Annotated in this window: 15 protein-coding genes; 14 read left to right on the forward strand and 1 reads right to left on the reverse strand. The window is 71.7% G+C overall.

All coding sequences use genetic code 11. The annotated features are described in order from the left end of the window. Positions 1-17: 17 nt before the first annotated feature. The 14 genes from J4030_RS12490 to J4030_RS12555 all read left to right on the forward strand — a co-directional run bounded on the left by J4030_RS12490 (position 18) and on the right by J4030_RS12555 (position 13,777). Positions 18-635 (forward strand): septum formation family protein, encoded by a 618-nt coding sequence (locus tag J4030_RS12490; protein WP_208049550.1) that lies wholly within the window; start codon positions 18-20, stop codon positions 633-635. Positions 636-1,008: 373 nt separating this feature from the next. Then, the gene (locus J4030_RS12495) at positions 1,009-1,662 is read left to right on the forward strand and encodes a hypothetical protein (protein WP_374221997.1); all 654 of its coding nucleotides are present in this window, start codon (positions 1,009-1,011) and stop codon (positions 1,660-1,662) included. A 46-nt stretch (positions 1,663-1,708) separates the two neighbouring features. Further along, a complete protein-coding gene (gene ligA / locus J4030_RS12500; protein ID WP_307864679.1) occupies positions 1,709-3,859 on the forward strand; it encodes an NAD-dependent DNA ligase LigA in 2,151 nt (716 codons plus the stop codon). Next, on the forward strand, positions 3,852-4,343 hold the full coding sequence (locus J4030_RS12505) for a DUF664 domain-containing protein (RefSeq protein ID WP_208049551.1): 492 nt from the start codon (positions 3,852-3,854) through the stop codon (positions 4,341-4,343). The genes ligA and J4030_RS12505 overlap by 8 nt, the downstream gene beginning before the upstream one ends. Before the next feature lie 41 nt (positions 4,344-4,384). Continuing rightward, positions 4,385-5,248 (forward strand): SDR family oxidoreductase, encoded by an 864-nt coding sequence (locus J4030_RS12510; RefSeq protein WP_208049552.1) that lies wholly within the window; start codon positions 4,385-4,387, stop codon positions 5,246-5,248. Continuing rightward, entirely contained in the window at positions 5,245-6,123 is an 879-nt protein-coding gene (locus tag J4030_RS12515; RefSeq protein ID WP_208049553.1) for a crotonase/enoyl-CoA hydratase family protein, read from the forward strand. The genes J4030_RS12510 and J4030_RS12515 overlap by 4 nt, the downstream gene beginning before the upstream one ends. Positions 6,124-6,250: 127 nt before the next feature. Then, positions 6,251-6,487, forward strand: coding sequence for a glutaredoxin domain-containing protein (locus J4030_RS12520; RefSeq protein WP_208049554.1), 237 nt, complete (start codon positions 6,251-6,253; stop codon positions 6,485-6,487). Between the two features lie 80 nt (positions 6,488-6,567). Beyond that, positions 6,568-6,864, forward strand: coding sequence for an Asp-tRNA(Asn)/Glu-tRNA(Gln) amidotransferase subunit GatC (gene gatC, locus J4030_RS12525; RefSeq protein ID WP_208049555.1), 297 nt, complete (start codon positions 6,568-6,570; stop codon positions 6,862-6,864). A 7-nt stretch (positions 6,865-6,871) separates the two neighbouring features. Then, positions 6,872-8,413, forward strand: a complete 1,542-nt coding sequence (gene gatA / locus J4030_RS12530; RefSeq protein WP_307864680.1) for an Asp-tRNA(Asn)/Glu-tRNA(Gln) amidotransferase subunit GatA — start codon at positions 6,872-6,874, stop codon at positions 8,411-8,413. Next, complete coding sequence (gene gatB, locus J4030_RS12535; RefSeq protein ID WP_208049556.1) at positions 8,410-9,927, forward strand: Asp-tRNA(Asn)/Glu-tRNA(Gln) amidotransferase subunit GatB; 1,518 nt, start codon at positions 8,410-8,412, stop codon at positions 9,925-9,927. Before gatA ends, gatB begins: the two co-directional genes overlap by 4 nt. A gap of 54 nt (positions 9,928-9,981) precedes the next feature. Beyond that, positions 9,982-11,256: a cytochrome P450 gene (locus J4030_RS12540; RefSeq protein ID WP_208049557.1), complete on the forward strand. Its 1,275-nt coding sequence runs from the start codon at positions 9,982-9,984 to the stop codon at positions 11,254-11,256. Further along, positions 11,256-12,185, forward strand: coding sequence for a 2-hydroxyacid dehydrogenase (locus tag J4030_RS12545; RefSeq protein WP_208049558.1), 930 nt, complete (start codon positions 11,256-11,258; stop codon positions 12,183-12,185). The genes J4030_RS12540 and J4030_RS12545 overlap by 1 nt, the downstream gene beginning before the upstream one ends. A 4-nt stretch (positions 12,186-12,189) precedes the next feature. Continuing rightward, complete coding sequence (locus J4030_RS12550) at positions 12,190-13,239, forward strand: hypothetical protein (RefSeq protein ID WP_208049559.1); 1,050 nt, start codon at positions 12,190-12,192, stop codon at positions 13,237-13,239. 13 nt (positions 13,240-13,252) lie between these two features. Beyond that, entirely contained in the window at positions 13,253-13,777 is a 525-nt protein-coding gene (locus J4030_RS12555) for a histidine phosphatase family protein (protein ID WP_208049560.1), read from the forward strand. Here J4030_RS12555 and J4030_RS12560 read toward each other — a convergent pair. Further along, on the reverse strand, positions 13,745-15,334 hold the full coding sequence (locus J4030_RS12560; protein ID WP_208049561.1) for a threonine/serine exporter family protein: 1,590 nt from the start codon (positions 15,332-15,334) through the stop codon (positions 13,745-13,747). The two genes, J4030_RS12555 and J4030_RS12560, sit on opposite strands and share 33 nt — an antisense overlap. Between the last annotated feature and the right edge of the window lie 40 nt (positions 15,335-15,374).

Raw genomic sequence — 15,374 nt, forward strand, 5'->3', positions numbered from 1 at the left:
AGACGCACGTCTACCAGGTGACCGCCGTCATCAAGGACTCCCGCGTCAACACCGACCCCACTGCTCGCCAGGTGCTGCGGCAGGAGACCTGCAACGCCTCGCTCGTGAAGTTCAGCGGTGGCGCGCCGGTGGGCCTGCTCGCCGTCGGGAACCCGGTCGCGCTGGTCGACGACCCGCTCAACTCCACCCGTATCGTGTGCCTCATGCATCTGCGCACCGACGGCGACGGTGCGAACCTGCCCATCAACTACACGCTGCAGGGCAAGCTGAAGGGCGCCGCCGCCTTCAAGTACACCTTCTGCGTCGACAAGGTCGCGAAGGGATTCAACATCGTCAAGTGCTCCGAGCCGCATGTCGGCCAGACCACCGGTGGGTACCTGTCCGGCCGGTACGTCGACAAGTTCCCCGGTGACGCGCACCTGATCGCCCAGCGTGCCCAGCAGTGCCCGCCCCTCGCGCAGGCGTTCCTCGGCACGAAGTCGCGCGCCGACATCAAGCAGGACGGCCTCTACGTGACCAAGACGGCCTGGGCGCAGGGCGATCGGTACGCCGCCTGCTTCGTCAAGGTCACCTCGGGCACCGTCAAGAAATCGCTGCAGGGAATCGGCGACAAGCCGCTGACGTCCTATCGGTGAGCCGGCGGCGTACGAGCCGGTCGTCCGCATCGCACCGCGCGTCACCGGCATCGGGTCGTGGCCGGGCACCGATCCGCGGCGGGTCAACGGGCTGGTCCGCGACCTGCTGGCCGAGAACGGGCTGCCGTATCTCGCGGAGCTGCCGGACCGCGGGCCGGGCGCCGATCTGATCGGGCGGACCGCGGCACTCCTGCCCGACCTGTCGGTCGACCTGCAACCGAGCGGGTGGCGGCTGTCCGGAGGCCGGGGTCGGGACGCTGCCCGCGGCGCGGCGTACCTGCGCCAGGATCTCGACGAGCTCGCCGAGGCGTACGACGGGTACGCCGGTGAGCTCAAACTGTCGTTGTGCGGGCCGTGGACCCTCGCGGCGTCCGTGGCGCTGCCCAGGGGCGAGAAGGCGCTGTCCGATCCCGGAGCCTGCCGCGACCTGCGCCAGGCGTTGCTGGCGGCCGCGACCGAGCACGTCGACAAGGTCAGTTCCCTCATCCCCGGCGCGGACATCGTGCTGCAGTTCGACGAGCCCTCGCTGACCGGCGTCCTGGCCGGCAGTGTGCCGACGGCGTCGGGCTTCTCCCGCCTGCGCAGCGTCGACGAGCAGACCGCCCGGGAGGCCCTCACCGAGCTGACCGCCGGGCTGGCGCCGCGGGTCCGATCCGTCGTCGTGCACACCTGCGCGCCGTCCCCGCCGCTGCGGATGCTCGCCGACGTGCCGGACCTGGCCGTGGCCGTCGACGTCGCCCTGCTGGGTGGCGCCGAGTGGGATCTGGTCGCGGAGGCCGTCGAGGCATCCCGCCCACCGTGGCTCGGCGTCGTGCCCACCGACGCCACCGGCACGCACCCGGGCAGGTACGTCGAACGGGTACTCGCGATGTGGCGACGCCTCGGCCTTCCCGACGCCGGCCTGTCCACCCTGACCCTGTCGCCCGCGTGCGGGCTCGCGGGGCGCTCACCGGACGCCGCGCTGGGCGTCGCCCGGCTGGTGCAGGCCGCTGCCCACGAGCTGGGGGAGATCGCGCAGGGCTCCTGACCTCGTCGGGTCGCGGCTGTCGGTGGGCTGCGGCAGGATTGCCCGCGTGAGTGAGGAACCCGTCCCCGCCGACGACGTCGCCAGCGGTATCCCCGACGATGCCCGGCACGAGTGGACCCAGGTGGCCGAGGAGGTCCGGGCCCACCAGTTCGCCTACCACGTGAGGGATGCCCCCACCGTCAGCGATGGCGAGTACGACGCCCTGATCCGGCGGCTGAACGAGCTGGAGGAGGCTTACCCGCCCCTGCGTACGCCGGACAGCCCCACCCAGCAGGTCGGCGCGACGTACAGCACCGAGTTCACGCCCGTCGACCATGTCGAACGGATGCTGAGTCTGGACAACGCGTTCAGCGACGAGGAGATGGCCGCGTGGGCCGCGCGGGTGGAGCGCGACGCGGGCGGCGCGGACGTGCACTACCTGTGCGAGTTGAAGATCGACGGCCTGGCGATCAACCTGCTCTACGAGGACGGCCGCCTGACGCGCGGAGTCACCCGCGGCGACGGCCGCACCGGTGAGGACGTCACGCTCAACGTGCGCACGGTCGAAGGGATCCCGCACACCCTGTCCGGCGGAGAGGTCGCCGTTCCGGCACTGGTGGAGGTCCGCGGTGAGGTGTTCTTCCCGGTCGAGGCGTTCACCGCCCTCAACGAACGGCTGGTCGAGCAGGGCAAGGCGCCGTTCGCCAATCCCCGCAACGCCGCCGCCGGATCGCTGCGCCAGAAGGACCCGAAGGTCACCGCCACCAGGCCGCTGCGGATGCTCGTGCACGGCATCGGTGCCCGGCGCGGGTTCGACATCGCCCGGCAGAGCGAGGCCTACGACCTGCTCGGCGCGTGGGGACTCCCGGTGTCCTCGCACTACCGCGTCGTGGACACCCCGGCGCAGGTGCAGGAGTACATCGAATGGGCGGGCAGCCACCGGCATTCCGTCGAGCACGAGCTGGACGGCGTCGTGGTCAAGGTCGACGAGGTGCCGGTGCAGCGTGCCCTCGGCGCGACCTCGCGAGCGCCGCGGTGGGCCATCGCGTTCAAGTACCCGCCCGAGGAGGTCAACACCAAGCTGCTGGACATCCAGGTCAACGTCGGGCGCACCGGGCGGGTGACGCCGTTCGGGGTGATGCGGCCGGTGAAGGTGGCCGGGTCCACGGTCGAGATGGCCACCCTGCACAACGCCTCGGAGGTGCGCCGCAAGGGCGTGCTCATCGGCGACACCGTCGTGTTGCGCAAGGCCGGCGACGTCATCCCCGAGATCGTCGGCCCCGTCGCCGAGCTGCGCGACGGCAGCGAGCGCGAGTTCGAGATGCCGACCGACTGCCCGTCGTGCGGGACACCCCTGGCGTACGAGCGCGACGGCGACAAGGACATCCGTTGCCCGAACGCGCGATCGTGCCCGTCCCAGCTGCGCGAGCGACTCTTCGGGCTCGCGGCGCGCGGTGGTTTCGACATCGAGGCGCTGGGCTGGGAGGGCGCGACCGCCCTGCTGGACGCCGGGGTCCTGCAGGACGAGTCGACCCTCTTCCGTCTGACCCCCGAGCAGCTGGTGCGCGTCGACCTCTACACCCGCGCCGCCAAGAAGAACGATCCGGCCGAGGCCATCGTCGACGGGAAGGTGCTGTCCGCCAACGGTATCCGGCTGATCGACAACCTGGAGACCGCCAAGGAGCAGCCCCTGTGGCGGGTGCTGGTCGCCTTGTCGATCCGGCACGTCGGGCCCACCGCGGCACGGGCGCTCGCGGGGGAGTTCGGATCGATGGACGCCGTGCGGGAGGCATCGCAGGAGCAGCTCGCCGCCACCGACGGGGTCGGGCCGGTCATCGCGCAGGCCGTCGTGGAGTGGTTCGGCGTCGACTGGCACCGCCAGATCGTGCAGCGGTGGGCGCAGGACGGCGTCCGGATGGCCGACGAGGTCGACGCCTCCATCGACCGCACCCTGGAGGGTCTGACCGTCGTAGTCACCGGATCGCTCGAGGGGTTCTCGCGGGACGAGAGCAAGGAGGCGATCATCGTGCGCGGCGGGAAGGCCAGTGGCTCGGTCTCCAAGAAGACCGACTTCGTGGTGGTCGGCGCCAACGCCGGCACCAAGGCGACCAAGGCCGAGGATCTCGGGCTCACGATCCTGGACGAGGCAGGGTTCCGCACGCTGCTGGAGCAGGGCGCGGACGCCGTACGCCCCGCCCCGGCAGACGCCGATGACTGAGCCGGCGGGCACCCAGGGCGACCTGCTCGCCGCGGTCCTCGTGCACGTCGACCGCGCTCTGGACGGGATGGTCGCGACGGTGCGACAGCTGGGGGACGAGGGCGTCAACGCACCGACCGGGCTGGCAGGCGGCAACACCGCGTTCCAGCTCGTGCGGCACTGCTGCGGGGTGCTGGAGTTCTGGGGTGGCCGGGTGCTCGCAGACCGACCCATCGAGCGGGACCGCGCCGCCGAGTTCGAGTCCGCGGGGTCGGTGAGCGAGCTCGTCGCGCTCGTCGGAGTCCACCGCGACCGGTTCCGCACCGACCTCGCGGACTTCGACGGCCCGGCCGATCCGGCCGGCCCGCTGCGCGAACGCGACCTGGATCGCGGCGAGCTGCGGACCCAGGCCGGCGTCCTGCTGCACGTCTACGAGGAGCTCGCACAGCACCGCGGTCATCTCGACCTGACCGCCGACATCGTCACGGCCGGGGGTCTCTCGTAGGGTCGGGCTCGACTCCACCCCATACGAACGAAGGATCGTTGATGGCACTGCCCGACGTCGTTGTCGAAGGATCGGTGGCCCTGGTGACAGGCGCAGCCGGTGGGATGGGCGAACACATCGCCCGCGGCCTGGCGAGCCGTGGTGCGAGCGTGGTGCTCTTGGATCGCGACGAGACCGGCCTGGCCAGGGTCGCGCAGCAGATCGGCCAGGAGAGCCCGTCGGTGCGTGTCACGACGTACGTCGTCGACCTGGCCGACCGCGCCGGCACGGACGCTCTGATCGCCCGGGTCGTGGGCGCCCACCCCGACGTCAACCTGCTCTTCAACAACGCCGGAGTCGCCCTCGGCGGCCGGTTCGTGCAGACCTCCGAGCAGGACTTCGAGTGGCTGCTGGAGATCAACCTGCTCGCTCCGATCCGGATCACCCGCGCGCTGCTGCCGATCCTCATCGAGAACGGCAACGCCCACGTGGTCAACACCTCCTCGCTCTTCGGCCTGGTCGCGCCTCCTGGCCAGACCGCGTACAGCACCAGCAAGTTCGGTCTGCGCGGGTTCTCGGAGTCACTGCGCCATGAGCTGGCCGAGGAGGACCAGCCCGTCGGCGTGACGGTCGTGCACCCGGGAGGCATCCGCACCAACATCGCCGTCAACGCGCGCGTCGCCTCAGGCGTCGACGAGGCCGAGAGCGCCGCGCAGAAGAAGTCGTTCGCGGCGATGCTCAGCTACCCCGCCGACCGCGCCGCCGAGGACATCATCGAGGCCATGATCAACCGGCGGCCGCGGCTGCTGATCGGGCAGGACGCCAAGGCCCTCGACGTGATGGCCCGCACCCGACCGGCCGGCTACTGGAAGCTGATGAAGGCTTCGATGGCGGCGGTCGCGAAGCGCAAGGCGAAGACGGCATGAGCCCGACGTACGAGACCATCCGCTACGAGGTGACCGACGGCATCGCGACGGTCACGCTCGACCGCCCCGACGCACTCAACGCCTTCACGGTCACGATGGCGAACGAGCTCATCGACGTCTTCGGGTACGCCGCCCGCGACGACCAGGCGCGCGCGGTGATCGTCACCGGCGCCGGCAGGGCGTTCTGCGCCGGCATGGATCTGTCGGTGGGCGGCAACGTCTTCGGCCTCGACGGCTCGATGGACCCGACGCCGGACGATCTGGTCGACCGCTTCGAGGACCCGGCCGTCGTCGAGGGCGTCCGAGACACCGGCGGGCGCGTATCGCTCGCGATCTACGACTGCCCCAAGCCGGTGATCGCCGCGATCAACGGCGCCGCGGTCGGCGTCGGAGCCACGATGACCTGCGCCATGGACTTCCGGCTGGCCTCGACCAAGGCCCGGATCGGCTTCGTCTTCGGCAGGATCGGCATCGTGCCCGAGGCCTGCTCGACGTGGTTCCTGCCGCGCATCGTGGGCATCCAGCAGGCGCTGGAGTGGGCCTACACCGCGGACATCCTCACCGCGGACGAGGCGAAGGAGGGCGGGCTGGTCCGGTCGGTCCATGAGCCGGACGAGCTGCTCGCCGCCGCGACGGCCCTGGCCCACCGGTTCACCGACGATCGCAGCCCGGTGGCGGTCGCCCTGACCCGCCAGATGATGTACCGCAACGCGGCGACCCCGCATCCGCGGGAGGCACACCGCGCGGAGTCCCTCGCGATGTTCCGGACCAGCGAGGGCGACGGCAAGGAGGGGGTCGCGTCGTTCCTGGAGAAACGTGCCCCACGGTTCAGTGGATCGGCCTCCGACCTACCCGACGTCTTCCCGACCGCCTGAACCGCCCATCGAGCGGAGGGCTCCGCTCGCGAGCGGAGGGGTCATGACCCCTCCACTCGGCGGTGGACCCCTCCGCTCGATGGCGGACGGTGGGCATACCGGCGGGCGGCGCTGCGTTGCACCCGGCATGAGTGACGTGACGATCTTCTGGCGGCCCGGCTGTGGCTACTGCTCCCGACTGCGTTCGAGCCTCGGCTCCGCCGCCGACAAGGCGACCTGGCGCAACATCTGGGAGGACGACGAGGCGCGCCGGTACGTCGCGGGTGTGAACAACGGCAACGAGATCGTCCCCACCGTGGTGATCGGCGGCGCCGCTCACACCAATCCCGACCCGGACGTGGTGCTCACGGCTCTCGCGGGCTGAGACGGTCCCCGCGAGCTGAGCGTGTGGGGTGGGGTACGGCCGCGCCGGTGGCCGTCGAGGGCACCCATAGACTGGCTCGCATGCCTGAGCTGTCCCGCGCTGAGGTCGCGCACGTCGCGATGCTCGCCCGTATCCAGTTGTCCGACGCCGAGCTGGACAAGCTCGCCGGGCAGCTGGACCAGATCGTCGGCTTCGTCGCCACCGTCGGTGAGATCGCGGCCGACGACATCCCGCCGATGTCGCACCCGCTGCCCCTGGTCAACGTGTCCCGGCCCGACGTCGTACGCCCGAGCCTGAGTTCGGCCGACGCGCTGGCCGCGGCGCCCGACGCCCAGGCCGGTCGCTTCGCCGTCCCCCGCATCCTCGACGAAGAGTGAGTAAGAAGTGAGCCCGGCCTCCGTGCCCTCCAGTAACGACATCGTCCGGCGCGGCGCCGCCGACCTCGGCGCTGCCATCGCCGACGGCAGCCTGTCCAGCGTCGAGGTCACCCAGGCCCACCTGGACCGGATCGCCGACGTCGACGACTCCGTGCACGCGTTCCTGCACGTCGACGCCGAGGGCGCGCTCGCGGCCGCCCGCGCCGCCGACGAGGCCCGCGCGGCGGGGGAGACCCGCTCGCCGCTGGCCGGAGTGCCGATCGCGGTGAAGGACATCGTCGCCACCAAGGGCCAGCCCACGACCGCCGGCAGCCGGATCCTGCAGGGGTGGATCCCGCCGTACGACGCCACCGTCACCACCCGGCTGCGCGCCGCGGGGCTTCCCATCCTCGGCAAGACCAATATGGACGAATTCGCCATGGGCAGCTCCACCGAGCACTCCGCGTACGGGCCCACCCACAACCCGTGGGACCTGGACCGGATCCCCGGTGGCTCCGGCGGTGGGTCGTCGGCCGCGGTCGCCGCGTTCGAGGCGCCCCTCGCGATCGGCACCGACACCGGCGGTTCGATCCGCCAGCCCGCTGCGGTGACCGGCACGGTCGGCACCAAGCCGACGTACGGCGGTGTCTCCCGCTACGGACTCATCGCGCTCGCCAGCTCGCTGGACCAGGCCGGCCCGTGCACCCGGTCGGTGCTCGACGCCGCGCTGTTGCACGAGATCATCGGCGGCCACGACGTGATGGACTCCACCTCGATCGACGCACCGGTGCCCGGTGTCGTCGAGGCGGCTCGCCGTGGTGACGTGGCGGGGCTGCGGATCGGCGTCGTCGACGAGATCTCCGGTGAAGGTTTCCAGCCCGGCGTCCGGGCCCGGTTCGAGGAGTCGCTGAAGCTGCTGGAGGCGCGCGGTGCCGAGATCGTGCGCGTCGGGTGCCCGAGCTTCGTCAAGGGACTCGCGGCCTACTACCTGATCCTGCCCAGCGAGGCCTCCTCCAACCTCGCCAAGTTCGACGCGATGCGCTACGGCCTGCGGGTCGGCCCGCAGGGAGTGGCCAGCCCCAGCGCCGAGCAGGTCATGGCCGCCACCCGCGACGCCGGTTTCGGCGACGAGGTCAAGCGGCGGATCATCCTCGGCACCTACGCCCTGTCCGCCGGCTACTACGACGCGTACTACGGCCAGGCTCAGAAGGTGCGCACGCTCATCGCCCGCGACTTCGCCGCGGCGTTCGAGCAGGCCGACGTGCTCGTCACCCCGACCGCGCCGACCACGGCGTTCAAGCTGGGCGAGAAGCTCGACGACCCGATGGCGATGTACCTCAACGACGTCGCGACCATCCCGGCCAACCTCGCCGGAGTACCCGGCATGTCGATCCCCAACGGCCTGGCCGAGGACGGACTGCCCACCGGCTTCCAGATCCTCGCCCCGGCCACCCGCGACGACCGCCTCTACGAGGTCGGCGCGGCCCTCGAGGCGGCCCTGCTGGAGCAGTGGGGCGCGCCGATCCTCGACCAGGCACCGGCACTCCCGGTGCGGGAGGTGACCCGATGAGTGTGCTGGACGCCGTCGTCGACTACGACGACGCGATCGCGCGGTACGACCCGGTGATGGGCCTGGAGGTCCACGTCGAGCTCAACACCGCGACCAAGATGTTCTGCGGCTGCGCGACCGGCTTCGGCGCCGAGCCGAACTCCCAGGTCTGCCCGGTCTGCCTCGGCCTGCCCGGGGCGCTGCCGGTGGTCAACGCCGCGGCCGTCGAGTCGGCGATCCGGATCGGTCTGGCGCTCAACTGTTCGATCGCGCCGTGGTGCCGTTTCGCCCGGAAGAACTACTTCTACCCGGACATGACCAAGAACTTCCAGACCAGCCAGTACGACGAGCCGATCGCCTTCGACGGCTACCTCGACGTCGAGATCCCGAACGCGGCCGGTGACGGCACCGAGATCTTCCGCGTCGAGATCGAGCGCGCGCACATGGAGGAGGACAGCGGCAAGTCCCTGCATGTCGGTGGCTCCACCGGGCGTATCCAAGGCGCGGAGTACTCCCTCGTGGACTACAACCGTGCGGGCGTGCCGCTGATCGAGATCGTCACCCGCCCGGTGCGCGGCGCCGGCGAGCGGGCACCCGAGGTCGCCAAGGCGTACGTCGCCGCGCTGCGCGACCTGCTCAAGGCCCTAGACGTCAGCGACGTACGGATGGAGCAGGGCTCGGTGCGCTGCGACGCCAACGTGTCCCTGATGCCGCGCGGCGAGCAGGAGCTCGGCACCCGCACCGAGACCAAGAACGTCAACTCGCTGCGGTCCATCGAGCGCGCGATCCGCTACGAGATCAGCCGTCACGCGGCGGTGCTGGACTCCGGTGCCGCGATCCACCAGGAGACCCGGCACTGGCACGAGGACACCGGAGTGACCACCTCCGGGCGGCCCAAGTCCGACGCCGACGACTACCGCTACTTCCCCGAGCCCGACCTGGTGCCCGTCGCACCGTCGAGCGACTACGTCGAGCAGCTGCGGACGACGCTCCCAGAGCCCCCGGACCAGCGCCGTAAGCGACTCCAGAAGGACTGGGGCTACACGGATCTGGAGATGCGCGACGTACTCAACGCCGGTGCCACCGAGCTGATCGAGCAGACCGTGGCCGACGGCGCCAGCCCTGCCGCGGCTCGCAAGTGGTGGACCGGTGAGCTCGCCCGGCGCGCGAACGCCGACGGTCGCACCATCGACGATCTCGGGGTGACCCCGGCGCACATCGCTGAACTGTCCGGTCTGGTGGCCTCTGGTCGCCTCAACGACGCGATGGCACGGCAGGTGCTCGACGGCGTCGTGGCGGGGGAGGGCACGCCGACCGAGGTCGCGGACGCCCGCGGCCTGGCGCTGGCGCAGGACGACGGGGCCCTGGAAGCCGCCGTCGACAAGGTCATCGCCGCGAACGAACCGATCGCCGCGAAGGTGCGCGAGGGCAAACTCAACGCGGCCGGTGCGCTGATCGGCGGCGTGATGAAGGAGATGAGGGGTCAGGCGGACGCGGCACGCGCGCGCGAGCTGATCCTGGCTCGACTGACCTGACCCGGCGGGCAGCCCGCCTCGCGGTGGCACGCCCCACCACGAGAGGCGGACTTCATGGAACGACCCGGTCTGATCACGCAGTTGGGCATGGCCCGCTCGTTCATCAAGGACGTCTACGTCAACAAGGCGAGGACCGAGTACGGCGCGCGGGTGCTGCGCGCACCCGTCGCGCGGGCCATCACCTGGCCGGGTCGGCTCAACCCGTACCCGTACTTCGACCAGGTGCGCGACCTCGCGCCGCTGTCGCCGTCGCCGCGCGAGGCAAACGTGCACCTCAGCGCCAGCCATGACGTGTGCAAGCACATCCTGAAGAGCCGCGAGTTCGGAGTCGGCGGCCGCACCATCGTCGGCAAGGACGAGGTCGAGTTCAGCATGTCGCTGCTGGAGATGGACCCGCCCGAGCACAGCCGTCTGCGCCGGGTCGCCGCGCCCGCGTTCACTCCGCGGCGGCTCACCGCGTACGGCACGACGATCGAGAAGATCGTGCACGAGCGGCTGGACGCGGTGACGCCCGGCGCGCGCTTCGACCTGCTGCACCAGCTCGCGGGGCCGCTGCCGATCCGGATCATCTCCGAGTTGATCGGCGTGCCGGAGGCGGACGACGAGCTCTTCATGCGGTGGGGGACCGCCCTCGGCAGTGCCCTGGAAGGGGTGCACTCGCTGCGGCACGCGCAGCAGGTGCTGGGGGCCAAGCTCGGCCTGGACCGGATGTTCGAGCGGCTGGTGCAGGAGCGGCGCGCCGATCCGCGGGACGACATGCTCTCGCTGCTGGTCGCCGAGGAGGGCGGTGCGGTCCGGTCCGAGGAGATCCTGCCGCTGTGCACGCTGCTGCTCGTCGCGGGTTTCGAGACGACCGTCAACCTCATCGGCAACGCCGTCCTCGCCCTCATGCGCAACCCCGACCAGTGGGAGTTGTTGGTCGGCGACCCCGCGGCGTACGCGCCCAGGGTGGTCGAGGAGACCCTCCGGTACGACCCGCCGATCCAGTTCACCGACCGGGTCGCGTTGCAGGACACCACGGTCGGTGGGTACGACGTGCCGGCCGGTGACCGCGTGCTGTGCATCCTGGCGGGGGCGAACCGGGACCCCGCGCGGTTCGCCCGGCCGAACTTCTTCGACATCACCCGCACCGACAACTCCGACCACCTGGCGTTCTCCGGAGGTGTGCACTACTGCGTGGGCGCTCCGCTCGCGCGCCTGGAGGCCGAGGTGGCGCTGCAGGTGCTCGCCGAACGGATGCCGACGTTGCACCTCGCGGCGACCCCGAAACGGCGCAACAGTGTCACCATCCGAGGGCTGCGCTCGCTGCCCGTGACGGCGGGAGCCTGATGGACCCGGTCGTCGCACTGCCGCAACAGGACTGGGCCGACGCGCTCACCGACGTGCCCGGCATCGAGATCGTCACCTGGGACATGGAGGACGTGCCCCCGCGCGACGACATCGCCCTGGTCGTGCCGCCGTACATGAGGGCCGGCCGGCGCCAGCTCGGTCACCTGCAGCAGTGTCCGCAGCTGCGGGCCGTGCAGCTGGTGACGGCGGGGTACGAGCACGCACAGCCCTATCTGCCCGCAGGCGTCCAGCTCGCGAACGGTGCAGGGATCCACGACACCTCGACGGCGGAGTTGGCCGTCGGACTCGCGCTGGCGTCGTTGCGGGGGATTCCCGAGGCGACCCGGGCGGCAGAGAAGGCCACCTGGACGTCGATGACCGGACGGCGCTCGCTGGCCGACCGGCGGGTGCTGATCCTCGGCTACGGCTCCATCGGCCGTGCGATCGCCCGTCGACTGCAACCGTTCGAGGTCTCGCTCACCGCGGTCGCCTCGCGGGCACGCGCGGGCGACGAACTCGTCGACCGCATCCACGGCACCGATGAGCTGCCCGACCTGCTGCCGCACCAGGACGTGATCATCGTCGTGGTGCCACTGTCCGACGCGACCCGTCGGATGGTCGACGCGGACTTCCTGCGCGCGCTGCCCGATGGTGCGCTGCTCGTCAACGTCGCGCGCGGCGGGGTCGTGGACACCGACGCCCTCGTCCGGGAGTGCGCGGCCGGTCGGCTCACCGCCGCGCTCGACGTCACCGACCCGGAACCCCTGCCGGACGGGCACCCGGTCTGGACGACGCCCGGAATGCTCGTGACCCCCCACGTCGGGGGAGCCACCACGGCGTTCGTCCCGCGCGCCCTGGACTTCCTGCGCCGCGAACTCGGCGCGTTCGGCAAGGGCGAAGCGCTGTCCCACGTGGTCGCCACCGGCTGACCCGATGGCGCACGAGGGGGAGACCGGCGAGCACCTTGCGGAGCGGGCCGGTCGCGGGGGCCTCTGGTACGCCGCCGTCCTGCTCGCCGCGGCCGTCGCCGTGCTCGCGATCCAGGCGCTGCTGACCGTCGCGTACGTCGGACTCTCGGGCGACCATGCCAGCCGCGGCCCGAAGGTCCTCGTGGTCAGTGCGGACCGGGGCGTGGCCGGCGGGATCGCCAACCGCCTGAACGCCCTCGACGGACACCCGCTGCGCGCGTTCGTCGCCCCCGACCGTGCCGCCGCCGAGAGCGAGCTCGCCGGCAACGACGCGTCGGCCGTCCTGGTCTTCAGCCCGAACCAGCCCTCCGACACGATCCTCACCGACTCGGCGGCAGGGTCGGTCGACGCAGCCGCCGCGACGGCGATCCTGCGGGCGGACGACACCGCCCAGGGACGCAGCGCTGCTGTCCGCGACGTGGCACCGACCCAGCCCGGCGATCCGGGCGGGCAGATGAGCGGATATCTGGTGCTGTGCCAGTCGGTCGGCGGTTTCGTCATCGCCACCGCCCTCGGGGTCTGGCTCCACCGCAACCGGGCCGGCTTCTCCCGATTGCGCCGGACCGTGCTCGTCGCCATCGCGTTCTCACTCGGGTCGGGCGCGTTCGGAGCGTGGCTGCTGCTGTGGGTGACCCGCTCCATCACCGCGCCGTGGCTGCCCCTGGCGCTCGCGGGCGCCCTGGTCGCGGCGGTCAGCTCCGTCCTCACGTTCGCGGCGATCGGTGTCTTCGGACCCGCGGGCGCGGTGCTCCCGGCCCTGATGCTCGCGACGTTCAGCGGGCCCTACGCCGCGGCCGACGCCTCGTTGCCGGCGATCACCCACGCCGTCGTCCCGTGGCTGCCCGGAGGGGCCGGCGTGGACCTGGTGCGGGACGTCATCTACTTCCACCACACGCACGCCCTGCGCCCGGTGGGCACGCTGGGCTGGTGGCTCCTCGGTGGCCTGCTGGTCACGTTCCTGGCGGGCGCCAATGCCCGCCGGGTGGGCGATCTGCCGCCGGATCCCGCACAGTGACATGCTCGGTGACATGACGACCGCCCGCCACCGTCTCGTCCTCATCCGTCACGCCCAGGCCGCCAGCGGCGACGGCGACACCCCGGATCACGACCGCCCACTCACCGAGCGCGGACGCCAGGACGCCGCCGCGCTCGGACGCTGGCTCAAGGACGCCGACATCCGGCCCCAGGAGACCCGCTGCTCCACCGCGACGCGCACCCGGGAGACCTGGGCCGCCGTGGTCGAGGCCTCCGCCATCGGCGCCATCGTCGAGCACGACCAGCGGGTCTACAACGCGGACCCGCCCGCGCTCCTGGACGTCCTGCGCGAGGTCGACCCCAAGACCGAGACGGTGGCGATGGTCGGGCACGCGCCCGGCATACCGCTGCTCGCCGCGGACCTGTCCGACGGTCAGGGCGACTCGGAGGCGGTCGCGGCACTCGAGCAGGGGTACCCGACGTGCACGGTCGCCGTGCTGGACATCGACGGCGAATGGGCCGAACTCGCCTCCGGCGGTGCGCAGTTACGTGCCGTACACACCGCTCGCGCCGACTGACGGAACGGGGCTCTCGACCGTCCGCTCCGGTCGCTCGATCGCCGTGTCCAGCGAGCGCACCCGCGAGCGGACGACCCGTCGCGCGCCGCCGGTGGCCAGCAGCCCGCCCATGACGAGGCCGGCGCCGATCGACAGGGTGGACAGCACCGCGATCGCGAGGCGCCAGCCGGAGTTCGGCGTGTGGGCCACCAGGTTGAGCAGCGAGTCGGCGACGGGGAGCGCGGGCAGCAGGGCGCCACAGAACGCCGGCACCGCGTAGACGGTGGCCGAGGTGTGCTGTCGGGCGGCCCACCAGGTGCACGCGGCACCCAGCGCGGTCGCCGCGAGGAAGGTGGCCTCGGTGTTGCCCAGCCCGGCGTGCAGACAGCCGCGCAGGACCAGTTGCGCGAGCACGCAGGCCAGCGCCGCGGCCGGTATGACGCGCGCCGCCGATCCCTGCGCGATGCAGTTGGCGCTCGCCGCGATCGCCGAGGCGAGGGCCGCGAGTCCGAGGCCCAGGGGATGCAGCCGGATGTCGGTCGGGTCGACCTGGACGGGCAGTTCGCGGGTCAGGGACAACCCGAGCTGCAGGCCGAAGAGGATGCCCATGATGACCAGGCCGATGCCGATCGACCGCGAGGCGGCCGTGGCCTTGAAACCGGTGATCGCATCGCGGCCGAACGTCACGATCGAGGCATGCGGCAGGAGCAGCACCAGGCAGGCGGCCAGGCTGGCCGCGGCGCCGCCGGCGGTGAGCAGCTCGGTGTAGATCGCGACCGTCGCGAACGCGCCCGCGATCGCGGCCTGCGCGCCGGCGGCGAAGAACGCCGGAAGTCCCCGTCGGGACAGCAGCAGGGAGACCTCGGTGACGACGCACACCAGCAGGAACGCCGCGAGCGCAGCGCGCGGCGAACCACCGCACTGCAGCGCCACGCTCACCGCGAGTACGGCGGTCGCCACGGTCATCACCTGCGGCCCCCATCGCGGAGGGAGCTGCGCGACCCCGCTCAGCGAGCGCGTCGCCTCTGCCAGGCCGGTGCCCTCGAGCACGACCTGCTCGACGACCCGGTGCAGTCGGTCCACCCGGCCGAGGTCGGAGGTCTCGGTCCGGATGACCCGCATGGTGACGATCGGCTGCCCGTCGGCGGGCGTGTACATCAGGTAGATCGACTCCGAGGCCAGGTCGATCTCCATCGGCAGCAGGTTCCACGTCGAGCACACGGCGACCACGGCCACCTCGACGCTGCGCGTGTCGGCCCCGGCGGTGAGCATGAGCTCGCCGAGGTCGAGGCAGAAGTTGAGGATCTCCCGGGCCGAGTAGTGCTGGTTGGCGGGCGTGACCCGGAAGGTCACGCCGTCGTAGATCGACCCGCGCAGCAGGTCCCGCGCGTCCCGTCGCTGCTGCGCCGTGGGTTGCCGTGCGACCCGGCCACCCGCGCGTACCCGTCTCGTGGCCTGACCCACGGCGCGGCTCACCACCGGTCGAGGAGTCAGTGGGCGCGGGGGCCGGGCGGACGCGGGAGTGTCTTCGCCGCTCCAGGAGGGCATGCCGAAGCGGTGCGCGAGGGAGAAACGCATCCGCGCATTGTGCAGGGTGGATCCGTGGGTACGACGCACC

Source organism: Allobranchiibius sp. CTAmp26 (assembly GCF_017565405.1).
GTDB lineage: Bacteria > Actinomycetota > Actinomycetes > Actinomycetales > Dermatophilaceae > Allobranchiibius.

Coding starts and splice junctions, on each gene's coding strand:
- J4030_RS12505 (WP_208049551.1), top strand. CDS start 3,852: ATGACTGAGCCGGCGGGCACCCAGGGCGACCTGCTCGCCGCGGTCCTC.
- J4030_RS12510 (WP_208049552.1), top strand. CDS start 4,385: ATGGCACTGCCCGACGTCGTTGTCGAAGGATCGGTGGCCCTGGTGACA.
- J4030_RS12515 (WP_208049553.1), top strand. CDS start 5,245: ATGAGCCCGACGTACGAGACCATCCGCTACGAGGTGACCGACGGCATC.
- J4030_RS12520 (WP_208049554.1), top strand. CDS start 6,251: ATGAGTGACGTGACGATCTTCTGGCGGCCCGGCTGTGGCTACTGCTCC.
- gatC (WP_208049555.1), top strand. CDS start 6,568: ATGCCTGAGCTGTCCCGCGCTGAGGTCGCGCACGTCGCGATGCTCGCC.
- gatB (WP_208049556.1), top strand. CDS start 8,410: ATGAGTGTGCTGGACGCCGTCGTCGACTACGACGACGCGATCGCGCGG.
- J4030_RS12540 (WP_208049557.1), top strand. CDS start 9,982: ATGGAACGACCCGGTCTGATCACGCAGTTGGGCATGGCCCGCTCGTTC.
- J4030_RS12545 (WP_208049558.1), top strand. CDS start 11,256: ATGGACCCGGTCGTCGCACTGCCGCAACAGGACTGGGCCGACGCGCTC.
- J4030_RS12550 (WP_208049559.1), top strand. CDS start 12,190: ATGGCGCACGAGGGGGAGACCGGCGAGCACCTTGCGGAGCGGGCCGGT.
- J4030_RS12555 (WP_208049560.1), top strand. CDS start 13,253: ATGACGACCGCCCGCCACCGTCTCGTCCTCATCCGTCACGCCCAGGCC.
- J4030_RS12560 (WP_208049561.1), bottom strand. CDS start 15,334: ATGCGTTTCTCCCTCGCGCACCGCTTCGGCATGCCCTCCTGGAGCGGC.